The sequence below is a fragment of the Malaciobacter mytili LMG 24559 genome, assembly GCF_003346775.1.
Classification (GTDB): Bacteria; Campylobacterota; Campylobacteria; order Campylobacterales; family Arcobacteraceae; genus Malaciobacter; species Malaciobacter mytili.
Window position 1 is genome coordinate 2,634,256 of record NZ_CP031219.1, and the last position, 15,395, is coordinate 2,649,650.

Sequence of the window (15,395 nt, forward strand, 5' to 3'; positions counted from 1 at the left end):
TTTTATCCTAAATTTAAAAAGCTTTTTATTCCACCAAACATAATTTGAGCAGAAAGAGCAGCAAGGAAAAGTCCCGTGATTTTTGAAATAACTAAAATACCTTGTTTTCCCACAATTTTTTCAAACTGACTTGAAAGATATAACATAACTCCAATAGTTACAATTGCGCAAACTAAAGCAAAACTTCCTGTCATTAACTTAGAAAAAGTATTAAATTCTGCTCCCATTACAAGTAAAATACCAATAGTACCAGGGCCTATTGTTACAGGTATTGCCAAAGGAACAACAGCTAAATCAAGCACAGACTTATGTCCTATTTCTTGCCTATCTTTATTTCCTTTTACAAGTTCAACTGCCGTTAAAAATAGTAAAGCTCCTGCACCTATTTTAAATGCATCTAAAGTAATACCAAATATTTGAAAAATATATTTACCAAAAAATAGTAAAACTAAAGACATTACAATAACTGAAATTGTAATTTTAATTGCTAAAGTGTGTTTTTCTTTTAAATCACTATCATTTGTTACTGTTAAAAATACAGACATAACAAAAAAAGGAGTCATAATAAAAAACATTTTTAAATATATTGATATAAAATATGCACCAATTTCCAATTTATTCCCCTAAAAAATTTTCTATTTTTTTAATAATTTCATCTTTTTGTAAACCATTTATACAAGCATAAATAAGTGCCCCACCAGCACCTACTCCCTCTTTTGCTTCCCCTTTATCATAAAGCTTTAATACTTCACTTTTACTTGAAGCGAAATCAAAATTGGCATTATAAGCATTGATTTTAAAGTCAAGTAATTCTAAAAGAGCTTTTATATTTGCATTTGTATCTTGTGCTATCCATTTAGTAGTACATAAAGCTAAAATTGAACTATCTATTTGTCCACCCATTGTTTTAAGTATTGAGTTTACAACTAATAAAACACTTGCCATTTGAGTTCCCCCTGCAAGTATTAATTTATGCTTACTTGCTTGAAGACCTAAAATAAATCCTGCATTAAAAATAATCATATTATCACTAACTAAAGATAATCTTTCAAAAATATCCATTGAAGGTGTTATTTTTGATAAAGCAGTTTGAATAACCTCATCTTTTAAACCTTTTGGAGCATCTTTAAAAGAACTTGAAAAGAACTCTTTGCAGTCATATCCCAAAGCAAGAGCTGTTGCAGTTGCTGTTGTAGTTCCAGCAGGAATTGTTTCAGCTAAAATTGTATATTCACTAGAACTTTTATAATTTTGTCCAAATTCAACTGCTTTTTGAAAAAGAGTAAGAGCATCTATATTTGCACCATCTTTTATATTTTCACTTGGTTTTATATTAAAATCATATATTTTAAAATAGTCTATTTTAGGCATTACTTCAAAACCTAAATTTAAAAACTCTAAATTTTCAAAAGCTTTTAATTCATGTACTGCTCTTGTAATTAAAGCAGGTGTAGGTATACCTTTTGTAGTAGTTGCAATATTATCCAAAGATCTAACTTCACTTGTAGCTAAAAATTCAGCATCAAGAGTAGGCGTTAAATACATTTTACCAGGAATACCTGCTTGGGAAATTCCGGGAATTTGTGCTGTTTTAGTAACTGCGCAAGAAAGTAAAAAAGAAGCTTTTTTACCTCTTAAATATTCTATAAAATCCCTATTTCCTAAAATTGTATTAAAATTCATTTAAACCTTTCTTATTATTTTTGCAAGTATAACAAAGTTTTATTTATACTCTTTAAGCACTTTTAAAAAAGCCCTTGTGTTGCTCCACCAATTATTTATCTTCCTATTTACTTAGCTTCTTTTGAAATGATATATGTAGTTAAAGTTCCATATACTTTTAAGTTTACTAATTCATCTTTTTGTTTTATATCTTTTTGTACTAATATAAAATTTGTTTGCATATAATTTAAAACATACTTATCTTGAAAAGTTACATCTTTCATATATTCACAAATTGGGTAATTTTCTTGAGTAAACATAACTAATATTTCTCATTTAAACTTCTCCTTTTAAGCAACTTTAGCCAAATTTTACTTATACTAAAAAGTTTAGTTTATAACCTACTCCCCCTTGGGAAATTATAGTTTCTTCAGGAAGTTTTTTTCTTATTCTTTTTATTAAAGCTCTAATATTCTCATTTGTGGTTAAATCACCTTCCCAAACATATTGTTCTATTTGTTCAAAACTAATAACTTTCCTTCTATTTTTAACAAAAAGATTTAAAAGTAAAATCTCTTTTTTTGAAAGTTTTACCTCTTGTTTATTATTATCAAATAAAAGCTCTTTTGATATATCATAACTAAACTGCTTTTTAAGTCTTACAATAAACTCTTCTTTAATACATAATTTATCTAATTTTTTTTCTAATTCATACATATAAAAAGGCTTTTTTAAATACTCATCACAGCCCCTTGTATATGCTTCTTTTATTGTCTCTAAATCTACATTTGCACTTATTATAATTGAAGGGATTTTTTCATCAATAGCTTTTATTTCTTTTAAAAGTGTTAAACCATCTATTCCTGGAACATTTATATCTAAAATAAAACAATCATAACCATTGTAAATTGCTTCTATGGCTTTTTTACCATCATCAAACCAATCAACCTTATAGTTTTTCTCTTCTAAACTTTCAATAATAAGTTTTGAAAGTCTTTTATTATCCTCCAATAATAGAACTTTCATAATCCCCTTCTTTAGAAGTAGTACTTTTTATTGCTATTAAAATTTGTGCTCCTTCTTTGCACTCTAAGGCTTCTATATGTCCTTGCATTTTATCTTCAATAATTAGCTTTGCCATATAAAGACCAAAGCCATCTCCATTTTTCTTATCAGTATAAAATGGTTCAAAAATAAGATCTAAGTTTTCTTTTTTAATACCTACACCATTATCTTTTATTAAAATATATACTTTATTATTTTCACTATAAATATCAATTGTTATAAGTCCATCAATATTTTTCTTTTCTCTTTTTTTATTTATACTATCTTTTGCATTATTTATAATATTTAATATAGATTGCTTAAACTCATTTTGATAACCATTAATTTTTAACTCTTTATCTTTTTCAAAATTAATTTTTACAGTTATATAGTTATATTTAATATTATGTTCTATTACATTTAAAAGCTCTTTTATAGCCTCTTGAACAGCAAAATCTTTTTTTTCAGTTGAAGGTTTAATAAAGGCTTTAAAATCATCAATTGTTTCTGTCATATAATGAACTTGAGTCATTATCTCTTCTACAAACTCTTGAGTTTCATTTTCAGATAATTCACTTTTTTTTCTTTTATGTAAAAGTTCTTGAGCAATTGTAGAAATTTCTATTAAAGGAGTTTTCCATTGATGGGCAATTGAAGTTATCATCTCCCCTACTTCAGAAAGTTTTGATCTTTGAATTAAAAACTGTTCATCTTTTTTTCTTTGGATTTCTAAAGTTCTCATTTTTGTAATATCACTAAGAATAGTTACTATTCCAGCTTCATTATTATTTTTATCAAAATAGACTTTTCTTCTAATAAATAGATGTAAGTTTCTTTTATTTATTTTTATTTTTACTTCAATTTCATCACATAAAAAATTATCAAAACCTTTTACTTGCTCATAAAGTTGAGGAAGAACTTTTTGCATCTCTTTTCCAATAATATCTCTTTTTGCAACTGAAAGAAGCTTACATAAAGAATCATTACACCCTAAAAGAATACCCTCATTACTCTGCCAATAAATTGCACTTTTAATATTATTTAAAAGCACATTATCAAGTTTTGTTTGCTCAACTAATTTTATTTCTAATTTTATTCTTTTTACAATATTTACAATAAGTCCTATAATAAGCAAAACTAAAAAAGGTATCAATACAAAAGTGCTATCAATAATCTGTCTATTTTTTTCAAAAAAGTTTTGAGGTTTATTTACAATAGTTGAAAACATTGGAATTTTAGATTTATCTATTGCATATTTTTCCATTACTTGATAATCAAAATAATATTTTGAACTTGGCATATCAATAGAAAGTGTTTGAATTTTTTTGCCTTTTATTATCTCTATTGCTTTATTAATAGCAAGCAAGCCTTGTTCTTGTGGGCTTACCATAATTCCACCAACTACTCCCTCACCTAAATGTATCTTATTTACGGCAAAAACAGGATATTTTGACTCTTTAAAAAGTTTTCTTATATTATTATAAGGAATATATCTTCCATATTTATCTATATATAAACTTGTAAAAAGTATTGCACTATTTGAAGGAAGATTATAAATATCTTTTCTTAACTCTTCTAAATCTATTTTATCATTAAAAATAATTTTAAAATCATCTTTAAATTCTAAGGTTGCATCTAAAATTTGTTTTTTAATAGCACTTGAAGAAAAGCTACTATCACTTATTATATATAAAGTTGAAAGATCTTTAATAGCATCTTTTATAAACTCTATATTTCTTTTTATCTCTTTATATTCAACAACACCTGTTACATAAGGTTTTAAATAAGAAGGAATATCTTTTTGTTTAAAATTTTCTACGCCACAGAAAACAACAGCAGTTTTATTAAAAATTTCTTCATGATTTTCTAAAACAAAATTATAAGCATAGTTATCAGCAGCAATAATAATATCATATTTTCTTGTGGAAAATTTCTTTTTATATAACTCTTTTAAAGTATTAAAATACTCTTTAGTATCAATTTTTTTACTATCCATATATTCAATAGATAACTCATATAATAAGTTATCTTTAAGTCCTTCTTCAATACCTTCTGTAATCCCATCACTCCATTTTAATCCACTATTATATGAATGTAGAAGTAAAATACTTTTTTGTTCAAGTGCTTGTAAAGAACTAATAAAGAACAAAATAATTAAAAATAGTCTCATGTTATATCTTTTAAATTTTTTCTTAATTTTAACAAAAAAGTCCTATTTTTATCCCGAAACTTAATTTACAATTTAAAATAAAAAAGAAAAGGAGATAAAATGTCACAGACAACTAAATCAATTATTCCATTAGCTGTTTTAGTAATCTTTTGGTTTCTTCCAGCGCCAGAAGGTTTATCTATTCAAGCATGGCACTTTTTAGCAGTATTTTTCGCTGTTGTAGTAGGATTAATTATAGAGCCTGTTCCAGCTGCACTTATTGGATTTGCGGGAATTTCATTTGTTGCAGTATTTGGGCTTGCAGGAAATAGTGCAAAAGCAAATATTGCATGGGCACTTTCAGGTTTTTCAAATACAGTTATTTGGTTAATTTTTGCAGCTTTTATGTTTGCACTTGGTTATAAAAAAACTGGTCTTGGAAGAAGAGTATCTCTTATTATGATTAAATATATGGGAAAAAGCTCTTTAGGACTTGGTTATGCTGTTGCATTCTCTGATTTAGTATTAGCACCATTTATGCCTTCAAATACAGCAAGAAGTGCTGGTACAATATACCCTGTGGCAAGTAATATTCCACTAATTTTTAATTCAACACCTGATAATGAACCAAGAAAACTTGGTGCATATATCTCTTGGGTTGCAATTGCTACAACTTGTGTTACAAGTTCAATGTTTCTAACAGCTCTTGCACCAAATCTTTTAGCAGTTGATTTAATCAATCAAGGAAGTGGAAACTTGATTTCTTGGTCAGCTTGGGCATCAATAATGTTACCACTTATGATTCCTTTATTTTTATTAACACCTTGGTTGGTTTATGTAATTTACCCACCAACACAAAAAACTTCACCTGAAGCTCCAGCTTGGGCAGCAAAAGAGTTAGAACAATTAGGAAGTATTTCAAAAAAAGAACTTTTAATGGCAGGACTTGCAGTAGTTGCTTTATTACTTTGGATATTTGGTAAATCTTTTGGTATTCATTCAACAACAGCAGCAATTGCAATTGTATCTATTATGGTACTTTCTGGAATTATTACTTGGGATGATGTTATTTCAAATAAAGCAGCATTTAATGTTCTAATTTGGTTCGCCTCTTTAGTTGCTATGGCAGCAGGATTAAAAAAAGTTGGTGTTTTAGATTGGATTGGTAAAAATGCAGAAGTTTATCTATCAGGATTAACTCCAACTATGTTAATACTTTCAATGCTAGTACTGTTTTTTATACTACACTACTTCTTTGCAAGTACAACTGCACATACTACTGCATTGATGCCAATTTTTATTGCAATTGCTATGAAACTAATGACACCTGATCAATTAGTACCTTTCTCTATTTTATTAGCAGGAAGTTTAGGAGTTATGGGTATTATCACACCTTATGCAACAGGACCTTCACCTATTTGGTATGGAGCAAACTATATTTCACAAGCAACTTGGTGGGGATTAGGTGCTATTTTTGGAGCCTTATATCTAGCTGCCATTTTAATTGGTTCATTTATATTTATCTAAAAAGAGGCAAACCTCTTTTTAGAAACTTTTATTAATAATTTGTAAAAACTCTTCTGGAGTTTTAAAGCCAACTATTTTTGCTTCTTTTACTTCTTGATTTTCTTTATTCCAAAATATTAAACCAGGAGGTCCAAAGATACCATATTTTTTTTGTAGTTCTTTATCCTCTTTTGTATTTTTTGTAACATCAGCTTTTAATAAAGTAAAACCTTGAAGTTTATCTACTACTTCTTTATTTGTAAAAGTAATCTCTTCAAGTTCTTTACAAGCAACACACCAATCAGCATAAAAATCTAGCATTACAGGCTTTGAAGAAGCTTTTATTTGTTTATCTAACTCTTGTAAGTTTTTAACTTTTATCCAATTTAAAGAAGAGTTTGTTTTAAAATTAGAGCCTGCTTTAATTTGTGTAAATTTTTCTAAAGGTTTTAAAATATCTTTGGCTCCACTAATTGCGCCAACAAAACTTATTACCCCATAAATAAAAATTATACTTGTAATAGTTTTTGCCACAATATGTTTATACTCTTTTAAATATATGGCACTACCAATTAGTAGAAAAGACCATAAAAATAAAGTATATTCAGGAATTACTCTTTCTAACATCCAAATTGCAATTCCTAACATAACAATACCAAATATTTTAGAAACACTATCCATCCAACCACCAGGTTTTGGCATAAATTTTCCAGCACCAAGACCTATTAAAAGTAAAGGTAATCCCATACCAAAACTTAATACAAATAAAGCAAGTCCACCTAAAATTGCATCACCTGTTTGACCTATATAAACTAAGGCTCCTGCAAGGGGAGGTGCAACACAAGGACCAACTATTAAAGCAGATAAAAATCCCATAATTGCAATACCAAGTATTCCTTGTTTTTCTTTTCCATCTGTTGTTTTATTTATTTTATTTTGAATACTTTGTGGTAATTCAAGCTTATAATATCCAAACATTGAAAAAGCAAGTGCCACAAAAATAAGTGCAAATACTATTAAAACATATGGGTTTTGTAAAGCTACTTGTAAATTAGCTCCAAATAATCCTGCAATAATTCCTGCTATTGTATAAGCTAAGGACATAAAGAACACATAAATAAAAGATAAGAAAAAACCTTTTAGTGGTGTTAAAGTGGAATTATTTCCAGCTTTTACAATAATAGAAGATAAAATTGGAATCATTGGAAAAACACAAGGAGTTAAAGATAAAAGTAATCCAAAACCAAAAAAAGTAGCCAAGACTAAAAAAATATTTCCACTTAAAAGTGTATTTGCAATAGAGTCTGTTTCACTTATATTCACATCTTCTTTTAGTTGATTTTTACTAACTTGAGAGTTATTTTTATTTATTGTATAAGTTTCACTCATAGGCGCATAGCAAAGACCTGCTTTGGAACAACCTTGGAACTGAACTTCAATTTCATAAAAACTTGAATCTATTTTACTTTTTAAGAGTTCTTTAGGAATTTGTATATTTTGATTTACAAAATGAACAATAAATCCATCATATTCTACAGGTTTTGGAAGATTTATCTCTTTTGTTAATTCTATTTTCTGAGGCTTTGTTATAAATACTTTTAACTTATCATCATATAAATAGATAGCTTTACCTAAATTCAAAGTAAAAATTATCTTATCTTCTTGTTCTATAAACTTTGTTTTAAAAGCTTGTTCTGGTTCTAAAAAATCATCATTAATTGAAGCAAAAAGAGACAAAGAAAAAAGCACTAATAAAATTAGTCTTTTTAGCATTATTTATCCTTAAAAACTATTTTTTGTATCTAATTTTAATTGAGAAACTGTTCTAATTCCCACATCTTTTTTTACAAATTTTCCATTTTTAAAATATACTAAAGTAGGAATTGTTTTTATTGCAAATCTAGAAGCTAATATAGGTTGATCATCAACATCAACTTTATATACAATCACATCTGAAGTATTTTCTTTTTCAAATTTTTCTAAATTTTTAGACATAATTTTACATGGAGGGCACCAAGTTGCATAAAAATCAACAATTACATTTTTCCCTTCAATTTTATCTTCAAAGTTATCAATAGTCAAATGTTCTGCTGCAAAAAGTGAAGCAAAACTAAAAACTAATGCAATAAAAATCTTTTTCATAAATTAAGTCCTCTTATGTTTTTTAGTATTATAGTAAATAAATGTAAAGAGTTTGTTAATAGATTGTTGTAGTAATTAAATTAACTTTAAGATTATAAGTTTTATTAATACTAAGATGTTAAAATTTTTCTTTTTTATTGGAGTTTAAATGGAAGAAGTAACAGATTTAATACCAAGAAAAGTTGAGCTATTAATTAAAGATAATATTGTAATGATAGATATTAGAAGAGAAGAAGAATTTGCTCAAACTGGGGTTATAAAAAATGCTTATAAACTAACTTTTTTTGATAGATATGGGAACTATGATTTAGAGTATTGGATGCAAGAGTTTGAAAAACTTGTAACTTCTAAAGAACAAACTTTCGTTCTTATTTGTGCACATGCAAATAGAACAAGAACTGTAGGTAATTACTTGGTTGAATTGGGTTATAAAAATTGTGCACATCTTTATGGAGGCATGGCACTTTGGTTACAAGAAGCAAGAGAAGTAGTATTTAATTAAAATACTACTTTTTTATCTTCATTTTTCCAAGAATTAAATCCACCCTTTAGAAAATAGACTTTTTTATATCCTGCTTTAACTAACTCATTTGCTAATTTTTCAGCAATTTTACCATCTTCACTCACTAAAGCAAAACTTTGATGGGCACTTTTAACCACTTTTGTTAGGTTATATTTCCATTTTTTTAATTTTTTTTCTTCAAAGCTATCAAAAGGTATTCTATATGAATTAGGAATAATTCCTTCTTCTTTTTGTTTATCAATAGCTCGTATATCAATAATAATTGCATTTTTTGAAATTAATTTTTCTAAAGTAGCAACAGCAACTGTTTTTGCTTCATTTGCAAAAATTGTACTAACACTAATAAATAAAAGTAAAAGTAGTTTTTTCATAAGTTATCCTTTTAAAAGGATTATAACAAAAAAAATTATAAAAAGAGATAATTTATATTTTATCTCTTTTATTCTTCTTTTTTCTTTGCACTTTCTTCTTGCAAAATTTCAATAACTTGATCTAAATTTGCATAAGGAATGTGAGATTTCCACTCTATATCTTTACCATTTAGTGCAATTCCAATACTTATTACATCAGCTGTTTCTTTTCCATATGGTTCAGAAATATTTGAGATAATAATTTTCCCTTTTTTTGTACCTGCTAAATCTAATGTAGCTATTTCTGTAGTCATTGACATGGATTTTCCTTTTTATTTTTTTTCATTTTGGCAAAAATAAACTTTTAGTTAAATTAAATTTTAACAGTTTTTCTTCAACTGAAGCTATTTATAAAAGCACTATTTAATAGTAGCTATTTTTTGCCCAAATTTTATTTTTTTATTTTCTAAATTCTCAAGTTCAACACTATCTTTTTCCCAAACCATTACAACTGTTGAACCCATTTTAAAATATCCTAAAGTATCACCTTTTGTTACTTCTAAATCATCATAAGTTATAACATTTATATCTTTAGTATTTTTATTTGTTTCTACACTTGGTTCAAAAGTAAATACCATTTGTCCAACATTTAAAGCACCTACAAAAACCATATAAAAAATCTTTTTATTTGCTACACATTCTAAAATAACTCTTTCATTTTGTACAAATAAATCTAGTTCTTTATTTAGGTATTTAATATTTACAGGATAAAGTTTTCCTGGAACATGAATAAGCTTTTTAATTTTACAATCTATGGGAGAGTGGTATCTATGATAATCACTTGGAGCTAGATAAAAATTCATATATGAAGCATTATAAAGTTTATCAAATTTATCACTACAATAATATGTTAATAAATCTTCAACTGAGTATTCCATCCCTTTTATTTGAAAAAGGGTATCTTTATGCAAAGTCCCAGCTTGTGTTATAAAACTATCAGCAGGAGAGATAAAACTTTTTGTATCTTCATCTATTTGTCTTGGAATTGCCAATTCTCTTGTAAATAAATCTGTTAAAGATTTATAATATTTTGCATTTCTAAATTCACTCATATCAATTTTAAAAATTCTTACATATGTATTATTTATGATTTTTTGAAAAAAAGATGGAAACTCTTTTTTTGCAACTTTTCCAAAATATTGTGAAATTAAATTTGTAATATGCATTTTTTTCCTTGTAGATTTCATTTAATCTAATATTTTATCTAAATCTCACTTGATTTTTAAAATAAATATATAAATTTTTAATGTAAGAATTTTTGCTGTATCTTTAAGTTATTATTGCGTTTATGAGTTAGCTCTAATTATTTATAAGGAAATTTTATATGTATAAAATCGTAGTAGCCAATCAATGTGGTTGTTTTAAAAGAAGTGAATTAGAAAATAATATCTCTTTTCTTTCAAAAGACGACGCACTTTTAAAAGCTGTTGAGATGAAAGATATTATGAATGATGAGTTCTGTCATAAACATGAGTTTCAAGTTGAAGAACTAGAAAATAATTTTGTAATTTCATTTTATACTCCACAAAAAACTTCTTGCTGTGGTGATGGATGTTGTAATTAATTACAATATCCTCCACAAATAACTTTTATCTTTACTTTTAGTTTTTCTGCTACAATTTCAAAAAATTTTTAAAGAGTCATTTATGGATGTAAAAAAAACACTATTTTCTTCACTAAAAAGTGCTTGGATAATTTTAAAATTTGTTATTCCAATTTATATTTTAGCTGAAGTTTTATATTACTATAACACTTTAGCTTATATCTCTTTTTTAGTTGAACCTTTTACTTCTTTTTTAAATCTTCCTAAAGAAGCAAGTTTATCTATTATTAGTGGTATATTTTTAAATCTTTATGCAGCTGTTGCTTTTGCTGCTCCACTTGAGATGGATACAAAACAATGGACTACCCTTGCAATATTTTTAGGTATATGTCACTCATTAGTAGTTGAAAGTATTATTATGAAAAAAATTGGTTTATCAAGTTTTTATTCATATAGTTTAAGATTTTTTGCTGGTCTTGCTGTGGCTTTTTTAGTAACTTTTATTCCTTTAGATTATTTTAGTGCAAATATTCCTTTGGAAGGTTTTAAACAAAAAAGTTATGAAAGTTTAACTCAACTTTTGCAAATATCAATTTACAATGCTTTTATACTTTCATTAAAAATCATTATTCTTATTACCATTTTAATTTTTATAATGGACTATGTTAAAGTTAGAATTGCATTTATTAGTAAAGGCAAAAATATTAGCAAAGGTTTTTCTTTAGTTGTAGGGATATTTTTAGGGATTACTTATGGAGCTGGAATACTAATAAAAGAAGTGGAAAGTAATACTTTAAATAAAGAAGATATTTTCTTTATAGGTACTTTTTTAATGATATGTCATGCTATTATTGAAGATACTTTATTATTTTTGATTTTTGGAGCTGATTTTACAATTATTATTTTTATTAGAACCCTTGCAGCAATTTTAATAAGCTATTCATTTTTATATCTTTTTAATAAAAAACTACAAAAAATAGGTGCTTAATTTAGCACCTGTTTTTTATCTTTAGGAATTAAAATATAAAGTTTACCTTTCTCTTTCATTCTTCCTGCATACTCTAAAGCTTCATCTCCATATCCCCAAAAAAAATCTGCTCTAATTTCACCTTTTATTGCTCCACCTGTATCAGCTGCAACTGTTAGTTTATTGATTTTTTCTTTAGTTACAGGGTTTAAAGTTGAAATAAATACAGGCATACCAAGAGGAATATACCTTCTATCAACTGCTAAATTTCTTTTTTTAGTTAGTTCTACTCCTAAACTTCCCGTTGCTCCTTGAGAAGACTCTCTAAAGAAAATATAACTTTCATTATGATTTAAAATCTCATCAACTTTTTGAGGATTATTATCAAAAAACTCTTTCATTCCCTGAATTGAAGCATTGTTTTTTGTAATAAATCCATTTTGAAGCATAAACTTTCCAACAGATTTATATCTTCTTCCATTTTGATTATCATAGCCTATATTAAGAACTGTTCCATCTTGAAGTTTTACTTTTCCTGAACCTTGAATATGAAGTAAAAATAGTTCAAATTTATCATCAACATAACAAATAGGTTCTAAATTTTCATTGGGAGTTAATTCTAACTCTTCTCTACTATCATATGGAATTAATTTATTACCTACAACTTTCCCTCTTAATCGATATTTTTTAAGTTCAGGATAAACTGAACTTAAATCCACAATAATCATATCTTTTGGTGTTTTATATATTGGGTATTTAAACCTTTCATCTTTATTTAAACTTCCATTTAATAAAGGTTCATAATAACCTGTGATAACCCCTTCATCTTCCCCTTTGCTATCCACTAACTTATAAGCATGAAAATTTGAGATAAAAAAATCTCTTCCATTTTGTGTAGAAAGAGCCTCTTGACAAACACCTTGAAAAAGTTCATTTTTTTTAGATTTTTTGCAAGCTTTTACAAAAACTTCTAAAGCTTTATTTAAATCATCATTGTAAAAATCCTCTATCTCATAAAAACTTACTCTTTCTAGGGAAGCTTTAGAAATATTATCATACTTTGTTAATTTAGTAGAACAACCTGTAAAAATAAAAATAGTAATAATAAAAATTAGTAAATGTTTCAAAAAATACTCCTTAATTGAAGAGCTATTTTAACATCTTAAAGTAAAAGTTTAATTACAAAGAACAGCTAGTTGTAGTTTGAGGATGAACTTCTTTTAATCCACAAAATTTGCAAGAATATTCTATTTCAACAACTCCAGAGCAACCATGATTTTTTAAAACTCTTTTTGAAATAGCTTCATTTTTAAATATAGTATTTGTTTTCTCATCAAAAAAACTTCTAGTTTTTTCCCCACAGTTCGGACACAATCCACTATTTAACTTATTTATTCTTTGTTGTTTTGTTTTAAAGTATAATAAAATAGAAAAAATTGCTAATAAAAAAGCAAGAAGTAAAAAAATAAGTGTTTGCATGAAGTAGAGTTTTACTCTACTTCAGCATCGATAACATCATCGTCATCTTTTTTAGCTTTTTGATTTGGTTGAGCTTGCTCTTGGTTAGCTTGCTCTTTTTTATACATAGCTTCTGCTAATTTATGTGATTTTTCAGTTAAAGCTTTAACTTTTTCTTCAATTTGTTCTTTAGTAGCATTATCATCTTTTAATAATTGCTCTAAATCAGCTGCTGCATCAACAATTGCTTTTTTCTCATCTTCAGAAACTGCACCTTCATTCTCTTCTAAAGTTTTTCTTGTAGAGTGAAGTAAAGCATCTGCTTGATTTCTAACTTCAATTACTTCTTTTCTTTTTTTATCAGCTTCTTTATTTGCTTCAGCTTCTTGAACCATTTTTTCAATTTCTTCATCACTTAATCCAGATGAACCTGAAATTGTAATTTTATTCTCTTTTCCTGTACCTTTATCTTTTGCTGATACATTTAAAACACCATTTGCATCAATATCAAATGTTACTTCAATTTGAGGCACTCCTCTTGGAGCTGCTGGAATATCTGAAAGTTCAAACATACCTAAAGATTTATTATCTTTTGCGAACTCTCTTTCCCCTTGAACTACATGAATAGAAACTGCTGGTTGGTTATCATCAGCTGTTGAGAATACTTGTGATTTTTTAACAGGAATAGTTGTACCTTTTTCAATTAATCTAGTAGCAACTCCACCTAAAGTTTCAATTCCTAATGATAATGGAGTAACATCTAATAATAATACATCTTTAACATCACCTCTTAATACTCCAGCTTGTACAGCAGCACCAGCAGCAACAACTTCATCAGGGTTTACACCTTTATTTAAATCTTTTCCAAAGAACTCTTTTACAACTTGGTTTGCTTTTGGTAATCTTGTAGATCCCCCAACCATAATTACTTCTTGAATCTCATCTTTATCTAATGAAGCATCTTTTAATGCAACTTTAATATGTTGTAAAGTTTCTGCAATCAAATGCTCAGTCATAGACTCAAATTTTGCTCTTGTTAATGATTTAACTAAGTGAATTGGTCCTGCATTACCCATTGAAATAAATGGTAAGTTAATTTCTGTTGATTCAGCAGAAGATAGCTCTTTTTTAGCATTTTCAGCTGCATCTTTTAATCTTTGTAATGCCATTTTATCATTTTTAATATCAAACCCATTTTCACTTTGGAACTCTTTTGCTAACCAATCAATAATTGCATTATCAAAGTCATCACCACCTAAGAAAGCATTTCCATCAGTTGAAAGTACTTCAAATGTTCCATCACCAATTTCTAAAACAGTAACGTCAAAAGTTCCTCCACCTAAATCATATACTAATACTTTTTCTTCACCTTTTTTATCTAATCCATATGCAAGTGAAGCTGCTGTTGGTTCATTAATAATTCTTAATACATTTAATCCAGCAATTGTTCCAGCTTCTTGAGTAGCTTTTCTTTGTGCATCATTAAAATATGCAGGAACAGTAATAACAGCATCAGTAACAGGAGCACCTAAATACTCCTCAGCATCAGCTTTTAATTTTCCTAAAATTTTTGCAGAAATTTCTTGTGGTGTATAGATTTTTCCTGCAATATCAACTGCTGCTGCACCATTTCTATTTACGATTTTATATCCTACTTTAGATTGTGCTTCTTTAGCATTTTCTTCATCCATCATAAGACCCATAATTCTTTTTACAGAATAAATAGTTTTTTCAGGATTTGTAATAGCTTGTCTTTTTGCTGGATCACCAACTAAAACTTCACCTTTATCTGTAAATGCTACAATAGAAGGAGTTGTATTTTTACCTTCTTTATTAGGAATAACTTTTGCTTCCCCTCCTTCATATACTGCCATACAAGAGTTTGTTGTTCCTAAGTCAATTCCAATTACTTTACTCATATCTTATCCTTATCAAGTTTTAATTTTATTTTAAAATAATTTTTCTAATCTATCTAGTTTAGTGACATTACG

Annotated in this window: 17 protein-coding genes; 4 read left to right on the forward strand and 13 right to left on the reverse strand. The window is 27.2% G+C overall.

Features of this window, described 5'->3' with window-relative positions; all coding sequences use genetic code 11:
- Nucleotides 1–2 precede the first annotated feature (2 nt).
- The 5 genes from AMYT_RS12750 to AMYT_RS12770 form a co-directional block, all read right to left on the reverse strand.
- Entirely contained in the window at nt 3–614 is a 612-nt protein-coding gene (locus tag AMYT_RS12750) for a MarC family protein (protein WP_114842901.1), read from the reverse strand.
- Nucleotide 615: 1 nt separating this feature from the next.
- Nucleotides 616–1,683: a nicotinate mononucleotide-dependent phosphoribosyltransferase CobT gene (gene cobT / locus AMYT_RS12755; RefSeq protein WP_114842902.1), complete on the reverse strand. Its 1,068-nt coding sequence runs from the start codon at nt 1,681–1,683 to the stop codon at nt 616–618.
- Nucleotides 1,684–1,790: 107 nt separating this feature from the next.
- Nucleotides 1,791–1,982 carry a thioredoxin domain-containing protein gene (locus AMYT_RS12760; RefSeq protein ID WP_114842903.1) on the reverse strand — a complete coding sequence of 64 codons (192 nt, stop codon included), beginning with the start codon at nt 1,980–1,982 and terminating at the stop codon, nt 1,791–1,793.
- Nucleotides 1,983–2,037: 55 nt separating this feature from the next.
- Nucleotides 2,038–2,688, reverse strand: a complete 651-nt coding sequence (locus AMYT_RS12765; protein WP_114842904.1) for a response regulator transcription factor — start codon at nt 2,686–2,688, stop codon at nt 2,038–2,040.
- Nucleotides 2,663–4,876, reverse strand: a complete 2,214-nt coding sequence (locus AMYT_RS12770; protein ID WP_114842905.1) for a sensor histidine kinase — start codon at nt 4,874–4,876, stop codon at nt 2,663–2,665. Before AMYT_RS12770 ends, AMYT_RS12765 begins: the two co-directional genes overlap by 26 nt.
- Nucleotides 4,877–4,975: 99 nt before the next feature.
- On the opposite strand from AMYT_RS12770, the gene AMYT_RS12775 reads away from it, so the two are divergent.
- Nucleotides 4,976–6,382 (forward strand): DASS family sodium-coupled anion symporter, encoded by a 1,407-nt coding sequence (locus AMYT_RS12775; protein WP_114842906.1) that lies wholly within the window; start codon nt 4,976–4,978, stop codon nt 6,380–6,382.
- Nucleotides 6,383–6,400: 18 nt separating this feature from the next.
- Here the strand turns inward: AMYT_RS12775 and dsbD are convergent, their stop codons facing one another.
- Together dsbD and trxA are read right to left on the reverse strand one after the other, a co-directional pair.
- Nucleotides 6,401–8,134 carry a protein-disulfide reductase DsbD gene (gene dsbD / locus AMYT_RS12780; protein WP_114842907.1) on the reverse strand — a complete coding sequence of 578 codons (1,734 nt, stop codon included), beginning with the start codon at nt 8,132–8,134 and terminating at the stop codon, nt 6,401–6,403.
- A gap of 9 nt (nt 8,135–8,143) precedes the next feature.
- Nucleotides 8,144–8,503 (reverse strand): thioredoxin, encoded by a 360-nt coding sequence (gene trxA / locus AMYT_RS12785; RefSeq protein ID WP_114842908.1) that lies wholly within the window; start codon nt 8,501–8,503, stop codon nt 8,144–8,146.
- 148 nt (nt 8,504–8,651) lie between these two features.
- On the opposite strand from trxA, the gene AMYT_RS12790 reads away from it, so the two are divergent.
- A complete protein-coding gene (locus AMYT_RS12790) occupies nt 8,652–9,005 on the forward strand; it encodes a rhodanese-like domain-containing protein (protein WP_114842909.1) in 354 nt (117 codons plus the stop codon).
- On the opposite strand, the gene AMYT_RS12795 is transcribed toward AMYT_RS12790, so the two are convergent.
- The 3 genes from AMYT_RS12795 to AMYT_RS12805 all read right to left on the reverse strand — a co-directional run bounded on the left by AMYT_RS12795 (nt 9,002) and on the right by AMYT_RS12805 (nt 10,602).
- Entirely contained in the window at nt 9,002–9,397 is a 396-nt protein-coding gene (locus AMYT_RS12795; protein WP_114842910.1) for a rhodanese-like domain-containing protein, read from the reverse strand. The two genes, AMYT_RS12790 and AMYT_RS12795, sit on opposite strands and share 4 nt — an antisense overlap.
- A 68-nt stretch (nt 9,398–9,465) precedes the next feature.
- Entirely contained in the window at nt 9,466–9,696 is a 231-nt protein-coding gene (locus tag AMYT_RS12800; RefSeq protein ID WP_114842911.1) for a hypothetical protein, read from the reverse strand.
- A gap of 99 nt (nt 9,697–9,795) precedes the next feature.
- Nucleotides 9,796–10,602: a phosphatidylserine decarboxylase gene (locus tag AMYT_RS12805; RefSeq protein ID WP_114842912.1), complete on the reverse strand. Its 807-nt coding sequence runs from the start codon at nt 10,600–10,602 to the stop codon at nt 9,796–9,798.
- 158 nt (nt 10,603–10,760) lie between these two features.
- On the opposite strand from AMYT_RS12805, the gene AMYT_RS12810 reads away from it, so the two are divergent.
- Nucleotides 10,761–11,000 (forward strand): hypothetical protein, encoded by a 240-nt coding sequence (locus AMYT_RS12810; protein ID WP_114842913.1) that lies wholly within the window; start codon nt 10,761–10,763, stop codon nt 10,998–11,000.
- An 82-nt stretch (nt 11,001–11,082) separates the two neighbouring features.
- Nucleotides 11,083–11,967: a nucleoside recognition domain-containing protein gene (locus AMYT_RS12815; protein ID WP_114842914.1), complete on the forward strand. Its 885-nt coding sequence runs from the start codon at nt 11,083–11,085 to the stop codon at nt 11,965–11,967.
- Here AMYT_RS12815 and mltA read toward each other — a convergent pair.
- The 3 genes from mltA to dnaK are packed head-to-tail and all read right to left on the reverse strand — an operon-like array spanning nt 11,964 to nt 15,323.
- Complete coding sequence (gene mltA / locus AMYT_RS12820; protein WP_114842915.1) at nt 11,964–13,073, reverse strand: murein transglycosylase A; 1,110 nt, start codon at nt 13,071–13,073, stop codon at nt 11,964–11,966. The genes AMYT_RS12815 and mltA overlap by 4 nt on opposite strands.
- Nucleotides 13,074–13,125: 52 nt before the next feature.
- Entirely contained in the window at nt 13,126–13,425 is a 300-nt protein-coding gene (locus AMYT_RS12825; protein WP_114842916.1) for a hypothetical protein, read from the reverse strand.
- Nucleotides 13,426–13,436: 11 nt separating this feature from the next.
- Nucleotides 13,437–15,323 (reverse strand): molecular chaperone DnaK, encoded by a 1,887-nt coding sequence (dnaK, locus tag AMYT_RS12830; RefSeq protein ID WP_114842917.1) that lies wholly within the window; start codon nt 15,321–15,323, stop codon nt 13,437–13,439.
- Nucleotides 15,324–15,395 lie beyond the last annotated feature (72 nt).

Coding starts and splice junctions, on each gene's coding strand:
- AMYT_RS12765 (WP_114842904.1), bottom strand. CDS start 2,688: ATGAAAGTTCTATTATTGGAGGATAATAAAAGACTTTCAAAACTTATT.
- cobT (WP_114842902.1), bottom strand. CDS start 1,683: ATGAATTTTAATACAATTTTAGGAAATAGGGATTTTATAGAATATTTA.
- AMYT_RS12790 (WP_114842909.1), top strand. CDS start 8,652: ATGGAAGAAGTAACAGATTTAATACCAAGAAAAGTTGAGCTATTAATT.
- AMYT_RS12770 (WP_114842905.1), bottom strand. CDS start 4,876: ATGAGACTATTTTTAATTATTTTGTTCTTTATTAGTTCTTTACAAGCA.
- AMYT_RS12800 (WP_114842911.1), bottom strand. CDS start 9,696: ATGTCAATGACTACAGAAATAGCTACATTAGATTTAGCAGGTACAAAA.
- AMYT_RS12805 (WP_114842912.1), bottom strand. CDS start 10,602: ATGCATATTACAAATTTAATTTCACAATATTTTGGAAAAGTTGCAAAA.
- AMYT_RS12760 (WP_114842903.1), bottom strand. CDS start 1,982: ATGTTTACTCAAGAAAATTACCCAATTTGTGAATATATGAAAGATGTA.
- AMYT_RS12810 (WP_114842913.1), top strand. CDS start 10,761: ATGTATAAAATCGTAGTAGCCAATCAATGTGGTTGTTTTAAAAGAAGT.
- dnaK (WP_114842917.1), bottom strand. CDS start 15,323: ATGAGTAAAGTAATTGGAATTGACTTAGGAACAACAAACTCTTGTATG.
- AMYT_RS12825 (WP_114842916.1), bottom strand. CDS start 13,425: ATGCAAACACTTATTTTTTTACTTCTTGCTTTTTTATTAGCAATTTTT.
- AMYT_RS12775 (WP_114842906.1), top strand. CDS start 4,976: ATGTCACAGACAACTAAATCAATTATTCCATTAGCTGTTTTAGTAATC.
- AMYT_RS12795 (WP_114842910.1), bottom strand. CDS start 9,397: ATGAAAAAACTACTTTTACTTTTATTTATTAGTGTTAGTACAATTTTT.
- trxA (WP_114842908.1), bottom strand. CDS start 8,503: ATGAAAAAGATTTTTATTGCATTAGTTTTTAGTTTTGCTTCACTTTTT.
- AMYT_RS12815 (WP_114842914.1), top strand. CDS start 11,083: ATGGATGTAAAAAAAACACTATTTTCTTCACTAAAAAGTGCTTGGATA.
- dsbD (WP_114842907.1), bottom strand. CDS start 8,134: ATGCTAAAAAGACTAATTTTATTAGTGCTTTTTTCTTTGTCTCTTTTT.